The organism is Streptomyces sp. Ru73 (assembly GCF_002920575.1).
In the GTDB taxonomy this organism is placed as follows: Bacteria; Actinomycetota; Actinomycetes; order Streptomycetales; family Streptomycetaceae; genus Streptomyces.
Genome location: NZ_PQSQ01000023.1, coordinates 14,065 through 32,988 on the forward strand (window position 1 = coordinate 14,065; position 18,924 = coordinate 32,988).

At 73.8% G+C, this 18,924-nt stretch carries 20 protein-coding genes; 7 read left to right on the top strand and 13 right to left on the bottom strand.

Annotated elements, in window-relative coordinates; translation table 11 throughout:
- Positions 1-58: 58 nt before the first annotated feature.
- The 5 genes from C3486_RS13360 to sigE form a co-directional block, all read right to left on the bottom strand.
- Positions 59-706: a hypothetical protein gene (locus C3486_RS13360; RefSeq protein WP_103832877.1), complete on the bottom strand. Its 648-nt coding sequence runs from the start codon at positions 704-706 to the stop codon at positions 59-61.
- Positions 707-823: 117 nt separating this feature from the next.
- A complete protein-coding gene (locus tag C3486_RS13365; protein ID WP_103832878.1) occupies positions 824-1,285 on the bottom strand; it encodes a sec-independent translocase in 462 nt (153 codons plus the stop codon).
- 147 nt (positions 1,286-1,432) lie between these two features.
- On the bottom strand, positions 1,433-3,373 hold the full coding sequence (locus C3486_RS13370) for a trypsin-like peptidase domain-containing protein (protein ID WP_103832879.1): 1,941 nt from the start codon (positions 3,371-3,373) through the stop codon (positions 1,433-1,435).
- Between the two features lie 460 nt (positions 3,374-3,833).
- On the bottom strand, positions 3,834-4,694 hold the full coding sequence (locus C3486_RS13375) for a zf-HC2 domain-containing protein (protein ID WP_103832880.1): 861 nt from the start codon (positions 4,692-4,694) through the stop codon (positions 3,834-3,836).
- On the bottom strand, positions 4,691-5,392 hold the full coding sequence (gene sigE / locus C3486_RS13380) for an RNA polymerase sigma factor SigE (protein ID WP_103832881.1): 702 nt from the start codon (positions 5,390-5,392) through the stop codon (positions 4,691-4,693). Before sigE ends, C3486_RS13375 begins: the two co-directional genes overlap by 4 nt.
- Before the next feature lie 264 nt (positions 5,393-5,656).
- On the opposite strand from sigE, the gene C3486_RS13385 reads away from it, so the two are divergent.
- Positions 5,657-6,340, top strand: a complete 684-nt coding sequence (locus tag C3486_RS13385; RefSeq protein WP_103832882.1) for an O-methyltransferase — start codon at positions 5,657-5,659, stop codon at positions 6,338-6,340.
- 228 nt (positions 6,341-6,568) lie between these two features.
- Here the strand turns inward: C3486_RS13385 and C3486_RS13390 are convergent, their stop codons facing one another.
- Entirely contained in the window at positions 6,569-6,736 is a 168-nt protein-coding gene (locus C3486_RS13390) for a DUF3117 domain-containing protein (RefSeq protein ID WP_103832883.1), read from the bottom strand.
- Positions 6,737-7,064: 328 nt separating this feature from the next.
- Between C3486_RS13390 and C3486_RS13395 the strand changes: the two genes are divergently transcribed.
- The gene (locus tag C3486_RS13395; RefSeq protein ID WP_103832884.1) at positions 7,065-7,865 is read left to right on the top strand and encodes an enoyl-CoA hydratase/isomerase family protein; all 801 of its coding nucleotides are present in this window, start codon (positions 7,065-7,067) and stop codon (positions 7,863-7,865) included.
- A 38-nt stretch (positions 7,866-7,903) separates the two neighbouring features.
- On the opposite strand, the gene C3486_RS13400 is transcribed toward C3486_RS13395, so the two are convergent.
- Together C3486_RS13400 and C3486_RS13405 are read right to left on the bottom strand one after the other, a co-directional pair.
- Positions 7,904-8,512 (bottom strand): DNA-3-methyladenine glycosylase I, encoded by a 609-nt coding sequence (locus C3486_RS13400; RefSeq protein ID WP_103832885.1) that lies wholly within the window; start codon positions 8,510-8,512, stop codon positions 7,904-7,906.
- Positions 8,509-8,967, bottom strand: coding sequence for a DivIVA domain-containing protein (locus C3486_RS13405; RefSeq protein WP_103832932.1), 459 nt, complete (start codon positions 8,965-8,967; stop codon positions 8,509-8,511). The genes C3486_RS13400 and C3486_RS13405 overlap by 4 nt, the downstream gene beginning before the upstream one ends.
- A 92-nt stretch (positions 8,968-9,059) precedes the next feature.
- On the opposite strand from C3486_RS13405, the gene folP reads away from it, so the two are divergent.
- Entirely contained in the window at positions 9,060-9,959 is a 900-nt protein-coding gene (gene folP / locus C3486_RS13410; RefSeq protein WP_103832886.1) for a dihydropteroate synthase, read from the top strand.
- Between the two features lie 41 nt (positions 9,960-10,000).
- Here folP and C3486_RS13415 read toward each other — a convergent pair whose 3' ends face one another.
- Both C3486_RS13415 and dapE read right to left on the bottom strand, forming a co-directional pair.
- The gene (locus C3486_RS13415; protein ID WP_258052757.1) at positions 10,001-10,780 is read right to left on the bottom strand and encodes a TIGR00730 family Rossman fold protein; all 780 of its coding nucleotides are present in this window, start codon (positions 10,778-10,780) and stop codon (positions 10,001-10,003) included.
- 208 nt (positions 10,781-10,988) lie between these two features.
- Positions 10,989-12,080 carry a succinyl-diaminopimelate desuccinylase gene (gene dapE / locus C3486_RS13420; RefSeq protein WP_103832887.1) on the bottom strand — a complete coding sequence of 364 codons (1,092 nt, stop codon included), beginning with the start codon at positions 12,078-12,080 and terminating at the stop codon, positions 10,989-10,991.
- 103 nt (positions 12,081-12,183) lie between these two features.
- Between dapE and C3486_RS13425 the strand changes: the two genes are divergently transcribed.
- Together C3486_RS13425 and C3486_RS13430 are read left to right on the top strand one after the other, a co-directional pair.
- Positions 12,184-13,101, top strand: coding sequence for a heavy metal transporter (locus C3486_RS13425; protein WP_103832888.1), 918 nt, complete (start codon positions 12,184-12,186; stop codon positions 13,099-13,101).
- A gap of 323 nt (positions 13,102-13,424) precedes the next feature.
- Entirely contained in the window at positions 13,425-13,922 is a 498-nt protein-coding gene (locus C3486_RS13430; RefSeq protein ID WP_103832889.1) for an ATP-binding protein, read from the top strand.
- A 70-nt stretch (positions 13,923-13,992) separates the two neighbouring features.
- Here C3486_RS13430 and dapC read toward each other — a convergent pair whose 3' ends face one another.
- Complete coding sequence (gene dapC, locus C3486_RS13435) at positions 13,993-15,090, bottom strand: succinyldiaminopimelate transaminase (protein ID WP_103832890.1); 1,098 nt, start codon at positions 15,088-15,090, stop codon at positions 13,993-13,995.
- A gap of 90 nt (positions 15,091-15,180) precedes the next feature.
- On the bottom strand, positions 15,181-15,501 hold the full coding sequence (gene fdxA / locus C3486_RS13440) for a ferredoxin (protein ID WP_030264070.1): 321 nt from the start codon (positions 15,499-15,501) through the stop codon (positions 15,181-15,183).
- Between the two features lie 141 nt (positions 15,502-15,642).
- On the opposite strand from fdxA, the gene C3486_RS13445 reads away from it, so the two are divergent.
- Together C3486_RS13445 and C3486_RS13450 are read left to right on the top strand one after the other, a co-directional pair.
- Complete coding sequence (locus C3486_RS13445) at positions 15,643-16,650, top strand: GNAT family N-acetyltransferase (protein WP_103832891.1); 1,008 nt, start codon at positions 15,643-15,645, stop codon at positions 16,648-16,650.
- A 17-nt stretch (positions 16,651-16,667) separates the two neighbouring features.
- Complete coding sequence (locus C3486_RS13450; RefSeq protein ID WP_103832892.1) at positions 16,668-17,549, top strand: transglutaminase-like domain-containing protein; 882 nt, start codon at positions 16,668-16,670, stop codon at positions 17,547-17,549.
- A gap of 51 nt (positions 17,550-17,600) precedes the next feature.
- Here the strand turns inward: C3486_RS13450 and C3486_RS13455 are convergent, their stop codons facing one another.
- Positions 17,601-18,803 carry a PP2C family protein-serine/threonine phosphatase gene (locus tag C3486_RS13455; RefSeq protein ID WP_103832893.1) on the bottom strand — a complete coding sequence of 401 codons (1,203 nt, stop codon included), beginning with the start codon at positions 18,801-18,803 and terminating at the stop codon, positions 17,601-17,603.
- Positions 18,804-18,924 lie beyond the last annotated feature (121 nt).

An 18,924-nucleotide genomic window follows, 5' to 3' on the forward strand; every position in this document is an offset into this window, starting at 1 on the left:
GTCCGGGGCGCGCGTTCCGCTTCGCGCCGGGACGTGCGCGTACGCGCCTCCCGGCGGCTCAGCCCTCGTACGTGGTGATGTCCTTGACGACCGCGAAGCCGAGGCCGTAGGCGCTCATGCCGCGCCCGTACGCGCCGATGTGCACGCCGTCCGAGCCGTCGCCCGTCGACCCGGCGAGCACCCAGCCGTACTCCGATTCGCGGTAGTGGAACGGCGTCGGCACGCCGTCGACCGGGAGCGTGAGCTCGCTCCAGGCCTCACCGGTCAGGTCGTCGGCCAGCTCCCAGGCGAGCATCGTCTGCTGGTCCAGCCAGTCCTGCCGCAGCGCCCGCTCCATCTGCACCGGCCAGGTGCAGTTCAGCAGGCCCGAGCCGGCCAGCCAGGCGGCCGAGGAGACCGAGGTGGCTTCCAGGACGCCCGTGCCGTCCGGGCTGCGCCGCACGGGGCGGCAGGGCACGGTCACCACGACCGTGAAGCGCTCGGCGTCCGGCACGGTCTCCACCCGAATGGTGGGCTCCTCGCCGTGCGCGAGCGAACCGTGCTCGACCGTGCCTTCGGGAGTGACGCCGGCATGCATCAGCCGGCGCGGGCCCGTGAACGCCTCGTCCAGGCCGTACCACGGGAAATCGGCCATCAGATAGCCGTCGACCTTCTCCCCTGCGTCAGCGGACACCGTGTGTGCACCGGCCCGCCTCGTCGTCTCCATGTGCGCGGAGCCTCCTCGTTGCCCTGCGTCGTGGGCGGCCCGCCCCCCTCAGGCGACCTCACCCCGGACAACGGGAGCATAGCCATACGCGTCAACACAGCCGGGCATACGGGCTTATCAGGTGGCGTCGTCGTCGAAGGGCGGACGGTCCCCGGCCGCGGGGGTCTCGCGCTTCGTCAGCCGGTCCGGCGTGCCGCCGCCGGAGGCCGGAGTCTCCTTGGTGAGGCTGTGGCGGGTGGACCCGCCGCCGTCGCCGTTGCTCCGGATGGCCTCCGTGACCTCGGCCATCTCCTGCTTCACGTCGAAGCCGTTGCGGATCTCCTGGAGGCCGTACTCGTCCTTCTCCAGGACGTGCTTCCGTACGAAGTTCTTCGGATTGAGGTCCTCGAACTCGAAGTCCTTGAACTCGGGCCCCAGCTCCGAACGGATGTCCTCCTTGGCGCTGTCGGAGAACTGCCGCACCTTGCGGATGAATCCCGACACATCCTGGATGACCTTGGGGAGCTTGTCCGGCCCGAAAATCAGGATGGCGAGGACCACGAGCGCGACCAGTTCCAGTGGTCCTATGTCGAAGAACACCTGGCAGCTCCTTGATCCGTCCCTGGCTCATCCTGCGGCCTCCCGGCCGAGCCGCCTCTCACGGTACCTGGCCCCGGCCGTCCAACGGGAGTCACCCGCCCCAACACCGTGCGAACGATCGCCGCCACCGCGACGCTCCGTGACAGGTCAGCTCTGGTCGGTGGAGGAGCCGAGGGTGACCTCGACCGTGCGCCGGTGGCCGTCCCGCTCGACCGTGAGCTTCAGCCGGTCGCCGGGGCGGTGGCTGCGGATCTTGATGATCAGCTCCTCGCCGGTGTGCACGGCGGAGCCGTCCACCTCGGTGATCAGATCGCCCGCCCTGATGCCGGCCCGCGCGCCGGGCCCGCCCGGCGTGACCGCGGCACCGCCGCCCCTGGCCTTGGCGCTGACCCGCGCGCCGTCCCCGGTGTACCCCATGTCGAGCGTCACCCCGATCACCGGATGCGTCGCCCGGCCGGTGTTGATCAGCTCCTCGGCGACCCGCTTGCCCTGGTTGATCGGTATCGCGAAGCCCAGCCCTATGCTGCCGCCCTGCTCGCCGCCGAGGCTGTCGCCGCTGCCGGCCGCGCGGATGGCGCTGTTGATGCCGATGACGTGCGCCTGGCCGTCGACGAGCGGGCCGCCGGAGTTGCCCGGGTTGATCGGCGCGTCGGTCTGCAGCGCGTCCACGTAGCTGACGTCGCTGCCGTCCCCGCCCTCGCCGCCCGCGGTGATCGGCCGCTGCTTGGCGCTGATGATCCCGGCGGTCACGGTGTTGGCCAGGTCGAAGGGGGCGCCGATCGCCACGACGGGATCGCCGACCTGCACCTCGTCGGAGTTGCCGAGGGTGAGCGGCCGCAGGCCGTCGACGCCGTCGACCTTGACGACGGCGAGGTCGTAACCGCTGTCCCGGCCGACGACCCGGCCGGTGGCGGTCTCGCCGCCGCTGAAGGTGACCGAGATCTTGCCGTCGCCTCCGCCGGCCGCGACGACGTGGTTGTTCGTCAGCAGATGGCCGCTGCGGTCCAGTACGAAGCCGGTGCCCGTGCCTTCCTCGCCACCGCCGCGTACGTGCAGGGTGACGACGCCCGGCAGAGTGGTGCGGGCGATGCCGGCCACGCTGCCGGGGGCGCGGCCGGTCTGCTCGCCGGAGACCTGCGGCAGCCGGACGTCGCCGACGCCTCCGTTACGCTCGATGGACGCGCCGACGCCGCCGCCCACGCCGCCCGCCACCAGCGCGAGCACGACCGCCCCGACGACGGTCCGCCCCCGCCCGCGGCGGCGCTCCGCACGCGGCTCCCCGTCCGCGGTCCGCACCGCCCAGGGGTCGTACCGGTCCCAGGGACCGGGGGCGTGCTGCGGAGCCGGAGGCTGCGGTTCGGCACCGAGGGGGTGGTGCGGGGCCTGGGGCAGCGGCTCGGCCGCGGGCGGGAGCGGCGCGCTCTGCGGCAGCGGCTGCGGCTGGGCCGGAGGCATCGCGCCCGGGGGCTGGGCCTGGGGTTGCGGCACGCCGCCCGGCCGGGGCGGCTGCTGCTGGTGGACCGGGGCCTGCGCCGGCGGCATGGGCGTGCCGGGCGGCCCGGCCGGTGCGCCCGGTGCGCCCGGTGCGCCCGGTGCCGGAGTGCCCGGTGCCGGAGTGCCGGGGTACGGCTGCGGGGCCGCGGTCTGTGCCGGCTGCTGCGGCACGCTGACCCCGTGCGGCGGCGTCGGCACCGGCCGCTGGACGGGCGGTGCCGGGGCCCATGGACCGGGCCCGCCGTAGGGCGGGGTGCCGTACGGATCTTCCGGGTGCAGCGGCCGCGGCGCGGTGCCCGCCTCGGGCGCGGACTGCGGGGCCGACTCCGGGGCCCGCTCGGAAGCCGGGGCCGGTCCGGGAGCTGAGGTCGGTCCAGCAGCCGGGACCTGCCCGGCAGCCGGGGCCGATCCCGAAGCCGCGGCCGGTCCGGGAGCCGGGGTCGGTCCAGTAGCCGAGTCCGGCCCGGAAGCACCCGGGGCCCGCTCGGAAGCCGGGGCCGGTACGTCCGTGCCCGGTGTCGCCTCCGGCCCGTCGGCCGTCTGCCGGCCGGAACGGTTCTCGTGGTGGGGCCCGGAGGCCGTGCCCTCGTTCATGTTCTCCCCACAATTCGCCCGCGTGCGGGGCCGCACGCCCCCTGGCAGCGCTGGTGGCGCGATGCGCGGCCCACCGGCGATTCAACCAGGTTCACGCCTGTCGCGTGCAGGCCCCGGCGGCTGCCGGACCAGGCGCCGGCACGGGGCCGGCGCCTGGTCCGACGGAGCGTCAGTGTGCCGCGGAGGCGCTGTGCGTGAGCAGCGGCCGCTTGGGCTCCAGCGGGGGGCAGCGGCGGCGCGGGGCGCGCCGTGACGGGTGAGGACGGGGAGGCCAGCGCCGAGGGCGCCGGGCCGTTGCCGCCGGACGCGCCCGAGGAGCCCGTACCGCCGTCGGCACCGGCCGCGCCGGACGGCCCGTCGGCCACGTCCGCCGACGTGCCGGGCGCCGCGCCCGTGCCCGCGGCCGTGTCCAGCCCGGAGGCCGTACCGAATCCGGCGGTGCCGGGGCGGCCGGGGGCTATCAGGGGGCCGAGCCGCCCCGTGCCGTCGCCGCTCGAGGAGCCGGCGTACCGCACCGGCAGGGACGCGGCCGCGGGATGAACTCGGCGGAACCGGCCGCCGGCGTCGCCCGCCCCTGCAGCACGCCGAGCAGCGCGTCCCGGTCGCGCGAGCCGCGCGCCGCGACCGGCCGCTGCTGGCGCCCGTCGGCTCCGCCCGCCTCGGCGGCCGGGGAGGCCGACAGCGGGGTGGTCGCGCCCTCACCGCGGCCCGCGCCCGGGTCGACCGCCGCCTCCAGCGGCAGCGCGCCGCTGAGCGCGAAGGCCGCCAGGGAGACCGCGCCCGCCGCGGCGAACGCGAAGCGCCGCCGGGGCGAGGCACCGGGGCCCGTACCGACGGAGGAACCGGCCGCTGAGGGGCCGGCCGCCGCCGTGGCTCCCGGCCGCTCGCCGGTGCGCTCGTGGATGCGGAAGCCGCGCCCGCCCGGCTGCGGCAGCAGGCCGGGGGCCGCGTGCGCGCCGGAGGGTGCGTACCCGAAGGACATGCCGCCGCGGCCGAAGGAGCCGCCGTCCAGCCCGCCCCGGCCGAAGGAGCCGCGCCCGAGGCCGCCCTCACCGAGCCGGCCCGCGGGCGCGCCCGGTTCCCCCCCGGGCAGCCCCTGCAGCCGGGCGAGCAGCCCGTCGGAGGGCCCGGGCGGAGCCATCTCGGCGAAGACGTTCTTCAGCTCCCGCTGGGCGTCGGCCTCGGCCTTGCACCTGCCGCACGTCGCGAGGTGCGCGAGGACCCGCTCACGCTGATCGTGCCCCAGCTCCCCGTCGACCAGAGCCGCGAGGCGGTCGCCGAGATGCTGCTCAGCGGGGGACTGACCGCCGCTACCGCTCACGCGATTCCGACCTCCCCTGTCGCCAGGGGCGCGAAGGCGCGGTGCTGCCGCTCGCGCTCCCGCTCCTCGGCGCGCGCCGCCGGGGAGCGGTGCTTGAGCGCCTTGCGCAGGTGCGAGCGGCCGCGGTGGATGCGGCTCCGCACCGTGCCGAGCTTCACGCCCAGGGTCGCGGCGATCTCCTCGTAGGACAGGCCCTCGATGTCGCACAGGACGACGGCGGCGCGGAACTCGGGCGCCAGGGTGTCCAGCGCCTGCTGCACGTCGGCGTCGAAGTGGGTGTCGTTGAAGTGCTGCTGCGGCGAGGGCTCGCGGCTGGGCAGCCGCTCGGCGGCGTCGTCGCCCAGCGCGTCGAAGCGGATGCGCTGCCGGCGGCGGACCATGTCCAGGAAGAGGTTGGTGGTGATGCGGTGCAGCCAGCCCTCGAACGTGCCGGGGGTGTACGTCGAGAGCGAACGGAAGACCCGGACGAAGACCTCCTGGGTGAGGTCCTCGGCATCGTGCTGGTTGCCCGTCAGGCGGTAGGCGAGGCGGTAGACGCGAGCGCTGTGGGTGCTGACGATCTCCTCCCAGCTGGGCGGAGTCCACGACTGCGAGTCCGCATCGTCGGCGAAGGTCGCGGTGGGTGCGGAGACGTTCGTGGGAGTCCCGCCCTTGCCCTTGAGGCTCTGAGGGAGGGCTCGGTCAGCATTGTCGGTCACAGATTTCGGCTCGCCGGCCGACCTACGAAAACGCCGCAGCGTCCTTCGGTCACCCGCCGCAGCCGCACCTCCCCTGGTGGCTCTGGTGGTGTCCAGTGGAGCCCCTACCATATCCACCTCGCCCGTTAGCTCCGGATAAGCAGATTTGACCTGCATTTGGTCCTGCTTGTGTTTCTCTTCCGCCTTCACCTGCGCATCCCCCCTGTTTCTTCCTAACGCCCGGTCCCATCTGCGAGTTCCCGCACTCAGCGGATACAGTCACGGTTGCGTCAACTACGGGGACAGGAGAGGGCCATTACCGGCAACCGGCAGACGAGCTTGGCATTCGCCGAGGCCTACGGCGCCGGGACCATCGACGACACGGCCGACGCCGCCCTGCACTGGTCCCGCGACCGGGCCCGGGAAGCCGGCATCCGCACGGTCTCGACCGGCACCGGTTCGGCCCTCAGCCTGCTCGCCGCCACCGCGGACGCCAAGGCCGTCGCGGAGATCGGCACCGGTACCGGCGTCTCCGGCATCTACCTCCTGCACGGCATGCGCCCCGACGGCGTCCTGACCACCGTGGACCTGGAGCCGGAGCGGCAGCAGTTCGCCCGGCAGGCGTTCCGCGCCGCGGGCTTCGCCGGCAACCGCGCCCGCTTCATCCCCGGCGGCGCCCTGGAGGTCCTCCCGCGCCTCGCCGACGGCGGCTATGACCTGGTCTTCTGCGACGGCGACCGGATGGAGTACGCGGACTATCTCGCTGAATCGTTGCGCCTGCTGCGGCCCGGCGGGGTGGTCTGCTTCGAGGGCGTCTTCGCCGACGGCAGGACCGTCGACTCCGGCGAGCAGCCCGCGGAGATACAGCGGCTGCGGGAGCTGCTGCGGTCCATCCGCGAGAGCGCCCACCTGGTCCCCTCGCTGCTGCCGGTGGGCGACGGCCTGCTGTGCGCGGTCAAGCGCGGCTGACGGCACCGCGCGGGGCCCCGTGCGTCACGGGTGAGGAAGGGTGCGTAGGGTGCCCCGGGCGAGAGCGCTTACGACCGGTCCGACTCGTCGTACGCCGACACGTGTACACACGGACGCGTATTTCCGGGCCCGGCCGCTACGCCCGGAGTACGACACGGCCCCGGGGCAGGCGCGTAGGGTCGTACGCGCCGTCCGCCGGGGCCGGACATCGGTGAGGCTGCGCCTGGATCAGACGCTGACCTTGTCCAGGGCCTCGCCGAGAGCCTTGGCTTCGTCGGGAGTCAGCTCGACGACGAGCCGACCGCCGCCTTCGAGCGGAACGCGCATGACGATGCCCCGCCCCTCCTTGGTCACCTCGAGCGGGCCGTCGCCCGTCCGCGGCTTCATGGCCGCCATGCTCGTTCCCCTTCCTGAAACCAGCTCATCGTCAGCCGACGGCCCTCTGGAGAGGGGCACGCGTCACCGGCATCGAACACATTGCTTCCATGTCATTATCCCGCATCGCAGGACCCGATGACCAACATCAGCGGGCATCCCTTCGGCAACGTACATTCGCAAAACCACCCAATTCGGGGAGTCACCTGCGATACTGCGCCACCGGTCGTTGCCCGGCATGCCGCCTTTCTTTGATGTACGTCACACCACGGCGCGGATGATCTCCGGCATCCTGATCGCGGGCTGCGCTTCCCCCGCGCAGCCCGAGCCGCGACGGAGGGATCCCACCATGGCCGACACCGTGCTCTACGACGTCACCGACGGCGTTGCGACGATCACGCTCAACCGCCCCGATGCCATGAACGCCCTCGACACGGCGACCAAGGTGGCCCTGCGGGACGCCGCGCAGGAGGCCGCCGCCGACCCCGCCGTGCGCGCCGTCCTGCTGACCGCCACGGGCCGCGCCTTCTGCGTCGGGCAGGACCTCAAGGAGCACATCGGGCTGCTGGCCGAGACCCGCGAGAGGGGCGAGGGCAACGCGCTGAGCACGGTGCGCGAGCACTACAACCCCATCGTCGAGGCGCTCACCGGCATGCCGAAGCCGGTCGTCGCGGCGGTCAACGGGGTCGCCGCCGGGGCCGGCGCCGGCTTCGCGATGGCCGCCGACTACCGCCTGGTCGCCGACACCGCCTCCTTCAACACCTCGTTCGCGGGCGTCGCGCTGACCGCCGACTCCGGCATGTCCTGGACGCTGCCGCGGCTGATCGGCCACGGCCGCGCCGCCGACCTGCTGCTCTTCCCGCGCAGCATCAGCGCCCAGGAGGCGTACGAGCTGGGCATCGCGAACAAGGTCGTGCCCGCCGCCGAACTGGCCTCCGAGGCCCGCGCGCTCGCGCTGCGGCTGGCGCAGGGCCCGACCGCCGCGTACGCCGCGATCAAGGAGTCGCTGGCGTACGGCACCGACCACTCGCTGCCCGAGACGCTCGCCAAGGAGGACGAGCTGCAGACGCGGGCGGGCGCCTCCGAGGACCACGTGATCGCGGTGGAGGCGTTCGTGAAGAAGGAGAAGCCGAGGTTCGTCGGGCGGTGAGCCGTCGTGCGGGGCCCCGGGCGGGCCCCGCGCCGGGCTCAGGCCGCCGCTGCCGCCTCCGTGGCCGCGCGGACGTGGCAGTCGGCCAGGTGGTCGTTGACCAGCCCGCACGCCTGCATCATGGCGTACGCCGTCGTCGGGCCGACGAAGCGGAAGCCGCGCTTCTTGAGGTCCTTGGCGAGCGCGGTCGACTCGGGCGTGACCGGCGGGACGTCGGCGCCGCTGCGGGGCGCCGGGCGGTCCGCGCGGTCCGGCGCGTACGACCAGATCAGGGCGTCCAGCTCGCCGGGGGCCAGCTGCGCCGCGAGCCGGGCGTTGGCGAGCGTCGCGGAGATCTTGAGGCGGTTGCGGATGATGCGCGGGTCGGCGAGCAGCCGGGCCGCGTCCTCCTCGGTGAACTTCGCGACCTCGGCGATCCGGAAGCCGGCGAAGGCGGCGCGGAACCCCTCGCGGCGGCGCAGGATCGTCAGCCACGACAGACCCGACTGGAACGCCTCCAGGGACATCCGCTCGAACAGCGCGTCGTCCCCGTGCACCGGGCGCCCCCACTCGGTGTCGTGGTACGTGCGGTAGTCCGCCATCGACTCGGCCGTCATGCCCCAGGGGCAGCGCGGCAGGCCGTCCGGGCCGGTCTCGACGCCGCTCATGCGCGCTCACCGCCCTCGGCGGTCGCGCCGCCGGGCCGCTCGGGCTTCCGCGGACCGGCACCCTCGCCCGGGGCGGAGTCCGGCGCCGCCGGGGTTTCCTCCGCCACCGGCCCCGGGCGCTCGTCCGCCACCAGGCCCGGGCCGCCGCCCATCGCCGCGGCGTTCGCGCCCGCAAGCGCGGCCTCCAGCTCGGCGATCCGGGCGTCCCGCTCGGCCAGCTCGGCGCCGAGGCGGTCCAGCACGTCGTCCACGTCGTTCATCCGATAGCCGCGCAGGGCCGACGGCAGCCGTACCTCCTCCACGTCGGCCCGGGTGCAGGGGCGGTCGGCGGGCAGCGGGTCGTGCAGCCGCTCGGGCTCGGCCTCCCGCAGCGTGCCGCCGTCACCGCCGCCGATCACGGCGAGCGTGACCACGGCGACCACCGCGACCAACGCGATGAGCAAGAACCAGAACACGACCATCTCCCCACGCTCTCCGTCGTCCATTGATCGTGCCATGCGCCTCCGACAGTTAGGGTCGCTGGCGGACCATGGAGAGGGAGTAGGGAATGCTGCGGCTGGGGAATCGCGAGTTCGGCGCGCACGAGCCGGTGATCATGGCGATCGTGAACCGTACGCCGGACTCGTTCTACGACCAGGGCGCCACGTTCCGGGACGAGCCGGCGCTCGACCGCGTGGAGCAGGCGGTCGCGGAGGGCGCGGCGATCATCGACATCGGCGGGGTCAAGGCCGGCCCGGGCGAGGAGGTCACCGCCGAGGAAGAGGCGCGGCGCACGGTCGGCTTCGTGGCCGAGGTGCGCAGGCGCCACCCGGACGTGGTGATCAGCGTGGACACCTGGCGGCACGAGGTCGGCGAGGCGGTCTGCGAGGCCGGTGCCGACCTGCTCAACGACGCCTGGGGCGGGGTGGACCCGAAGCTCGCCGAGGTCGCGGCGCGGTACGGCGCGGGCCTGGTGTGCACGCACGCGGGCGGCGTCGAGCCGCGTACCCGGCCGCACCGCACCACGTACGAGGACGTGATGGCCGACATCCTGGACGTCACCCTCGGACTCGCGGAGCGCGCCGTCGAGCTGGGCGTACGGCGTGACGGCATCATGATCGACCCGGGTCACGACTTCGGGAAGAACACCCGGCACAGCCTGGAGGCCACCCGCCGGCTCGGCGAGATGACCGACGCGGTTCCCCAAGCTCTCGGCTTCGCTCGAGCAGGGGACACCCCATTGCCGGTGCTGGTCTCGCTGTCCAACAAGGACTTCGTGGGCGAGACGCTGGACAAGCCGGTCAAGGAGCGGGTGCTGGGCACCCTCGCCACGACCGCGGTCTCGGCATGGCTGGGCGCTCAGGTCTACCGCGTCCACGAGGTCGCCGAGACCCGGCAGGTGCTGGACATGGTCGCCTCCATCGCCGGGCACCGGCCGCCGGCGGTGGCCCGCCGCGGCCTGGCCTGAGAGGTACCGCGCGGCCCCCGCCCCGGGGGCCGCGCCGCGCGTCACCGGGAGGGGCCCGGCCCCACTTCCTTGGTGACCAGCGCGACCGCCTCGTCGACGTCGTCGCTCAGGTGGAAGAGGTCCAGGTCGCGCGTGGACGCCTTGCCCTGCGCGATGAGCGTGTCGCGCAGCCAGTCCACCAGCCCGCCCCAGTACTCCGTGCCGAAGAGCACGATGGGGAAGCGCGTGACCTTGCGGGTCTGCACGAGGGTGAGCGCCTCGAAGAGCTCGTCGAGGGTGCCGAGGCCGCCGGGCAGGACGACGAATCCGCGGGCGTACTTCACGAAACAGGTCTTGCGCACGAAGAAGTACCGGAAGTCCACACCGAGGTTGACGTACTCGTTCATGCCCTGTTCGAAGGGCAGCTCGATGCCGAGTCCGACGGACGTGCCGCCCGCCTCGTGTGCCCCCTTGTTCGCCGCCTCCATGGCGCCGGGGCCGCCGCCGGTGATCACCGAGAAGCCCGCCTCGACGAGCGCCCGGCCCAGGCCGACGCCCGCTTCGTACTCGGGCGACTCGCGGGGCGTGCGGGCCGAGCCGAAGACGCTGATCGCCGGGCCCAGTTCGGCGAGCGCGCCGAAGCCCTCGACGAACTCGGACTGGATGCGCATCACGCGCCAGGGGTCGGTGTGCACCCACTCGGAGGGGCCCTCGGAATCCAGCAGCCGCTGGTCGGTGGTGCCGGCGCGCACCTGGTCGCGGCGGCGCAGTACCGGGCCGAGTCGCTGCTGATCGCGCTCGGCTGCCATGGTCTCGCGCTCGGCTGCCTCAGGATCGGCCATGGTGTGCTCCCTCCGCAGGGTCCTCCGCCGGGGCGGAGGACAGATCGTTGCCGGTAAAGCGTATGTGCACAAAGGTGACGAGCAACGGAATTCGGTCTGACGGCGGCCCCGGCCGCCGCGCAGCGCTCCGGTGAACCTCTACCCGCGCAGACCACCCCGGGTCACCGGAATCCCGGTCACCACATTCCCGTGCCCCACGGGCCCGGTCTCAGCCCTCCAGCCAGGCCCGGAGCCGTTCCTCGCAGCGGATCACGTCGGCGGCGACGACGTGCTCGTCGCGCTTGTGGGCCAGCAGCGCGTTGCCCGGGCCGTAGTTGACCGCCGGCACGCCGAGGGCCGAGAAGCGCGAGACGTCCGTCCAGCCGAACTTGGGCATCGGCGTACCGCCGACCGCCTCGATGAACGCCTTGGCGGCGGGGTGCGAGAGGCCGGGCAGCGCCGCGGTCGAGTGGTCGTCGACCGTCCACTCGGCGATGTCGCAGCCGGCGAAGACCTCGCGCACGTGGGCGAGCGCCTCCTCGCCGCTGCGGTCGGGCGCGTAGCGGAAGTTGACGGTGACGGTGCACTCGTCGGGGATGACGTTGCCCGCGACGCCGCCCTCGATGCGCACGGCGTTCAGGCCCTCGCGGTACTCCAGGCCGTCGATGACGGCGCGGCGCGGCTCGTACGCGGCCAGCCGCTCCAGGATCGGGGCCGCGGCGTGGATGGCGTTGGACCCCATCCAGCTGCGCGCGGAGTGCGCCCGCTCCCCGGTGGTGCGCAGCAGGACCCGCAGGGTGCCCTGGCAGCCGCCCTCGACCTGGTTGCCGGACGGCTCCAGCAGGACCGCGAAGTCGCCCGCCAGCCAGTCGGGATGCTGCTCGGCGATCCGCTTGAGGCCGTTGTGCTCGGCGGCGATCTCCTCGGCCTCGTAGAAGACGAAGGTGAGGTCGCGGTTGGGCTCGGGCACGGTGGCGGCGACCCGCAGCTGGACGGCGACGCCGGACTTCATGTCGGAGGTGCCGCAGCCCCACAGGACGCCGTTCTCGTCCAGCCGGGAGGGCACGTTGTCCGCGATGGGCACGGTGTCGAGGTGGCCGGCGAGGACGACCCGCTCGGCGCGGCCGAGGTGCGTGCGCGCCACGACGGTGTCGCCGTCCCGGTCGACGGTCAGGTGCGGAAGCGCGCGCAGGGCGTTCTCGACGGCGTCGGCGAGGACTTTCTCGTCCCGGCTGACGGAGGGGATGTCCACCAGCGCCGCGGTCAGCTGCGCGGCGTCGAGCGACAGGTCGAGTGCGGGGGTCTGCGCGGGGCGTTCCATGGTCCCGACCCTACCGGTCGCCGGTTGCGCGTCCGTTGCACGCCGCTGTCCGTTCCCCGAGGTCCGGCGGGGCCCGCCGACGGCCTCCAGTACCGTATGGCGCGTGCTTCGCCGTCCCCAGCGTGCCCCCGTCCGCCGCAAGCGCCTCATACGCGTGTTCGCGGCCCTCGTCGTGCTGCTCGGACTCGCGGGCTACCTCGTCGTGCAGTACGTGACCGGTGGCCCCGGTGCGCCGCGCTGCACGGTGCAGCCCGAGGGCGGCGGCGATCCGTACGAACTGAGCCCCGAGCAGGCGGCGAACGCCGCGACGATCTCCGCGGTGGGCGCCTCGCGCGGGCTGCCCGAGCGGGCGGTGACGATCGCGCTCGCCACGGCCATGCAGGAGTCGGGGCTGCGCAACATCGAGTACGGCGACCGGGACTCGGTCGGCCTCTTCCAGCAGCGGCCCTCCCAGGACTGGGGCACGGCCGAGGAGATCATGGACCCGGTCTACGCGGCCGGCGAGTTCTACAAGCACCTGGTGCAGGTCCCCGGGTACTCCCGGCTGCCGCTGACGGTGGCGGCCCAGAAGGTGCAGCGCAGCGGCTACCCGCAGGCGTACGCCAAGCACGAGGCGAACGCGGCGCTGCTGACCGGCGCGCTGACCGGGCGCAGGCCGGCGGCGCTGAGCTGCGCGGAGAGCCGGCCGGCCGATCACACGCCGGGCGGCACGGCGCAGGTGCGCGAGCAGCTGGTGCGGGAGTTCGGGCCCGAGGTGCTGCCGCGGTCCGTGACGGCCACGCGGGCCGCCGGGCGGACGCTCACGGTGCCGGTGACGGCCGGTGCGGGGGTGTCGGCGAACCAGCGCGGCTGGCAGCTGGCGGCCTGGGCGGTGGCCCACGCGTCGGAGTTGCGCATCGAACGCATCTCTTACGGCGACCGCCGGTGGACCGCCGCGGATTCCGGGCAGGGGTGGCAGCAGGTGTCCGGCGATTCCGGTGGTACGTCGCCGACAGGCGTTCGGATCACCACCGCGCAGTAGTCCGGGTATTCCCTCGGTGGTGGGAATGCCGTCAATCCAGGTCGACAATTCACGGCCTTTTCCTCACCCCCGTCGAGGTACCTGAACTTCCTTGGCGCATATGAGGAGTGACGTTCTTCCCCCTCCGCCGGACGTACGAATTTCACCCACTTTCATCCGAAGCAGATAATGCGATGCGTTACCAATTCTTTACCGGGGCGCACCGCAACCTTCGGGGCTCTGGCGCGGTATTCACTGCGTCCGCCCGGCAGTCGACTGCCGCCGCCCGGCGGGCACCGTACGTCGCACAGAAGAAACAAGTCCCTCTCCGTCAAAGGAGCACCATGTCCCTCCCCCTTACGCGTCGGATCGCCCGGGCCGCGCTGCTGGTCGCAGCGGGCGCAGCTCCCGTGGTCGGTGCCGCCGGCTCCGCGAGCGCCGTTGACCTGCCCAAGGCCGCCGACCTGGGTGGACTGACCAAGGTGGACCCGTCGAGCGTCACCGAGACCGCCGGCAACGCCCTGGAGAACACCAGCGCGGTGGCCGGCCCGGTCGCCGGTGAGGTCGTGAAGAAGGCCGTGCCGGAGGCCGGCCGCGCCGGCAACAAGACGCTGCAGAAGCTCGCCCCCACCGCCAAGAAGACCACCGGTCACGTCACGGGTGACACCAAGGACACCGTGGGCGACACCACCCGCGCGCTGCCCGCCGAGGGGCTGACCAAGGACCTGCCGCTGGCCGAGGAGCTGCCCGCCGGCCAGCTGCTCGCGGGGCTGCCCGTGACCAAGGGGCTGCCGACGGACGGCCTGCCGGTCTCCGGCGTGCTCGGCGGCCTGGGCGGCTGACGCCACCGCCGGACACGCGAAGGGCCCCGGGAGCCGTCACTCCCGGGGCCCTTCGGCCGTGCCCGTACCGCTACTCGGCGAGCCGGCGGACCGCCGCCGCCACCCGCTCGTCGGTGGCCGTGAAGGCGATCCGCACGAAGCGCTCCCCCGCCGGGCCGTAGAACTCGCCCGGCGCCACGAGGATGCCGCGCTTGGAGAGGTCGCCGACGGTGTCCCAGCAGGGCTCGTCACGGGTCGCCCAGAGGTACAGCGACGCCTCGCTGTGCTCGATGCGGAAGCCCGCCGCCTCGAAGGCCGTGCGGAGCGCGGCGCGCCGGCGCGCGTACCGCTCCCGCTGCTCGGCCACGTGCGCGTCGTCGCCCAGCGCCGCGATGGTGGCGGCCTGGACCGGCGCGGGGATCATCATGCCGCCGTGCTTGCGGATCTGCAGCAGCTCACCGAGGACCGCGGCGTCACCCGCCACGAAGGCCGCGCGGTAGCCGGCCAGGTTGGAGCGCTTGGAGAGCGAGTGGACGGCGACGATCCCGTCGTACGAGCCGCCGTTGACCTCGGGGTGCAGCACGGAGACCGGGTCGGACTCCCAGCCCAGCTCCAGGTAGCACTCGTCGCTGAACACGAGGATGCCGTGCTCGCGGGCCCAGGAGACCGTGCGGCGCAGGTCCTCGGCGCTCAGCACGCGGCCGGTGGGGTTGGACGGGGAGTTGAGCCACAGCAGCTTCAGGCCCGCCGGGTCCAGCTCCCAGGGGGTGTCGTAGACGACCGGCTCGGCGCCCGCGAGCCGCGCGCCCACCTCGTACGTCGGGTACGCCAGGCGCGGGTACGCGACCTTGTCGCCGGCGCCGAGGCCCAGCTGGGTCGGCAGCCAGGCGACCAGCTCCTTGGAGCCGACGACCGGGAGGACGTTCTCGTGGGCGAGGCCCGTGGCGCCGAGCCGCCGTCCCGCCCAGCCCGTGAGCGCGTCGCGCAGCGCCGGCGTGCCCCACACGGTCGGATAGCCCGGGCTGTCGGACGCGTCGGCGAGCGCCTTCTGGATCAGCGGCGGGACCGGGTCGACCGGGGTCCCCACGGACAGGTCCACGATGCCGTCGGCATGCGCGGCGGCGGTCGCCTTGTACGGCTCCAGCCGGTCCCAGGGAAAGACGGGGAGGCGTGCGGATACTGCGCCCACGGTGCTCTTCTTTCGTACGTGTCGGGAAACGCCTCGGTCCCGTACGGCGGTGGCGGCCGTACGGGACCGGAGCGGCACTGCGGCCTGCCGTTACTGGTTCTGCGGCGGCAGGGCGGCGATGAAGGGGTGGTCCTTCTCGATCAGGCCCAGCTTCGACGCACCACCGGGCGAACCGAGCTCGTCGAAGAACTCGACGTTCGCCTTGTAGTAGTCCTTCCACTCCTCCGGAGTGTCGTCCTCGTAGAAGATGGCCTCGACCGGGCAGACCGGCTCACAGGCGCCACAGTCGACACATTCGTCCGGGTGGATGTACAAGGACCGGGAGCCCTCGTAGATGCAGTCGACCGGGCACTCCTCGATGCACGCCTTGTCCTTGACGTCGACACAAGGCTGCGCGATGACGTAGGTCACGCTGTCGTTCCTCCTCGTTAGGGCGGGCGAACCGTCGTTGGGGCGGCCGCCTCAGGGCGCGCGGGAGCGCGGCGTCGTCGATGCCCGCACCTAGTATCTCCGGTCCCGGGCACGAGACGAACAAGAGGGGCGGGCACAGCTGTGGAATTCACCACGGGCGGACGACTGGAGGTCGCCATCACCCCTGCTGACGTGGGGAAAAGGGTATCGGTCCGCAGGCTGGCCGGGCCGGGTGAGTCCACGGAGCGATTCACCGACACGGTCGGCGTTCTCACATCGTGGGACGACGGTGTGCTGAGCATCACACGACGGACCGGCGAAGAGGTGCGGATCGCGGAGAGCGCGCTGGTCGCGGGCAAGGTCGTACCGGCCGCACCGGCCCGCCGGCGGGGTCCCGCGACGAGCGTCCGGGAGCTCACGGCGGTCGCCGCGCGCGGCTGGCCGGCCACCGAGACGGAACAGCTCGGGGAGTGGACCCTGCGGGCCGCCGCCGGGTTCAGCCGGCGGGCGAACTCGGTCCTGGTGACCGGTGACCCCGGGGTGCCGCTGGACGAGGCGCTGGACCGCGTACGCGCCTGGTACGCGGCGCGCGGCCTGACGCCGTACATCGCCGTGGCCACCGGTGCGGCCGGCGGTGACGAGCTGCTCGCCGCCGAGCTGGAGCGGCGCGGCTGGACGGCCGAGGCACGCACGGTCGTACGCGTCGGCGCGCTGGCTCCGCTGGCCGACACCGGCGCCGACACCGGCCGGGTCCGGTTGTCCCGCGAGCCGGACGACGCCTGGACCTCGCTCTACAACCGCACCGCCGACGCGCCGCCCGAGGCGAGGAAGGTGCTGGCCGGCGGCCCGTCGGTGTGGTTCGCCACGGTGCCGGGCGAGACCGGGCCCGCCGCCATCGGCCGGGTGGTCGTGGACGGCCGCTGGGCGGGCTTCGCGGCCGTCGAGGTCGCCCCGGAGCACCGCAGGCAGGGGCTGGCGACGCTGGTGATGGCCGCCCTCGCCCAGCAGGCGCTGGCGGAGGGCGCCTCGGCTGCGTACCTCCAGGTCGAGGCGGACAATGACGGGGCGAGGGCGCTGTACGACGCGCTCGGCTTCACCGATCACCACCACTACCACTACCGGCGCGCCCCTCAGGCGCACGCCCGCTGAACGGGTACGGACCAGACATGCACCGCGATCCCGATTCCCGCCGCGCCGACCGGCGCCGGCAGTTCGCCGAGGCCGCCCGCGAGGAGCGGCCCGACCTCGCGCTGCTGTGCCTGCTGCTGGCCGCCGAGGCCGATCCGGAGCTGGACGAGCACGGCATCGACGCCGCGCAGATCGAGCTGGACCGGCTGGCCGGGCTGCTGCCGTTCCGCCCGGCGGCCGCGCGCGGCGGCACGGGCCAGGGCGCGGACAGCGCGGCGCACGCCTGGGCCCGCAGCGTCGCCGGGCTGCTCGGCACCCGCTGCGGCTTCCACGGCCTGCCCGCCGACTACCGGCGGCTGGAGTCCTCGCTGCTGCACGAGGTGCTGCGGCGCCGCCGCGGACTGCCGATCCTGCTGTCGGTGGTCTGGACGGAGGTCGCGCGGCGGGCCGGCGCCCCGGTGTACGGGGTGGCGCTGCCCGGGCACTACGTCGTCGGGTTCGGCGATCCGTGCGGCGCGCACGTCCTGGTGGACCCGTTCGACGGCGGGCGGATCCTGACCGACGAGGACGCCGGGCTGCTGGTGGCGGGCGCGACCGGGCAGCCGCTCACGCCGCAGATGCTGGCGCCGGCCGATCCCCTGGAGACGGTGCTGCGCATCCTGAACAACATCCGGGCCTGGGCGACGGCCCGTCCCGAGCGCAGCGACGTACGGCTGTGGGCGGTGGAGCTGTCGCTGCTGCTGCCGAGCCATCCGGCGCGGCTGCGCCACGAGCACGCCGAGGTGCTGGTGGAGCGGGGCGACTTCGTGCGCGGCGCGGCGGAGCTGGAGGAGTACGCGGCGGTGGTGGAGACGGTGGACCCGGAGGCCGCTGAAACGGTCCGCCGCCAGGCAGCGGCGGCCCGCGCGATGCTCAACTGAGACGCGAGGCCCGACTGAGCGCGAGGCCCAACTGAAACTGAAGGGGGATGCTCAGCTGAGGGGGCGGCGGACGGTCGGGTCCCGGTCCGCCGGGGGGTGCGGGTCGGCCGTGGCGCCCGTGGCGTCCCCCGTCCGGCCGGTCACCGGCGGCTGCGGCGCCGGCCGCAGCGGCGGGCTGTCCGGGCTGCGGCGGACGATCAGTACGGTCGCGTCGTCCTTCAGCTCACCGCCGGTGAACACCGTCAGGTCGGCGCGCAGCGTCGCGGCCAGCTCGGCCGGCTCCAGCCCGGTCCAGCCCGCCAGCCGCTCGCGCAGCGGGTAGAACGTGCCGTCCCGGCGCCGGGCCTCGGTCACCCCGTCCGTGCACAGCACGGCCCAGTCCTCGTCCAGCGGCCACGCGTCGTAGGCCCGGCGCCGCTCGCCGGTCAGCTCGCCCAGGCCCAGCGGCAGCCACTCCCCCTCGTCCCGCTCGCTGACCCGGCCCTCGCGGATGACGTAGTACGGGATGTGGCCGCAGGACAGCGAGCGGCCGCGGCCGTCGGGGCCGACCTCCATGAGCAGCGCGGTCACGAAGCGCTCCGTGCCGCCCTGCGCGACGGAGCGCGCGTTGTGGCGCCGCAGGGAGGCTTCCATGCGGGCGGCGATGCCCTCCAGCGTCGCCTCGTAGTGCGCGGCCTCGCGGAAGGACGCCAGCGCCTCGTGGCCCGCGCCGATCGCGGGCATGCCCTTGCCCTGCACGTCGCCGACGACCAGCCGGGTGCCGTACGGCGTCTCGACCGCCTCGTAGATGTCGCCGCCGACCCGGGCGCCCTCGAGCGCCGAGACGTAGAACCCGGCGACCTCGTACGGGCCGGCCCGCAGCGGCAGCTCGTGCAGCATGGCGCGCTGCACCTCGTCGGCGACCAGCCGGGTCCGGTCGAAGGCGTCGTCGCGCCGGCGCCGGTTGTGGCAGAGCGCCAGCGCGAAGGCCGCGACCACCAGGGTGCCGAGCAGCCCCACGAGGGAGCCGGACACCGTCCACACGGAGAAGTTCACGGTGTACAGGACGGCGCTCGCGATCACGAAGGCCGCCGTGACCGCACCGGTCCAGCGCGCCGAGCAGCGCAGTGCGGCGAACATCGGCGCGATGCCGGCGAACGAAATGATCCGCACCTGAGGGCCGGTGATCATATCGGCCACCGCGAGCAGACAGACCACGAGGATCAGCAGCAGCGCCCTGCGCCGGCCGGCGTCCTGCAGTCGCGTGAAAGGCATAGCACTTCCAGGATGCGCACAGGACCCGCCGTCCTGCAGGGACGAAGGTCCCCCGCGCTCGGTCGACGGCCCTGCGGCGCACGGGCACGACGGGGCGGCGACGGGGGCGTACGGCGGCGCG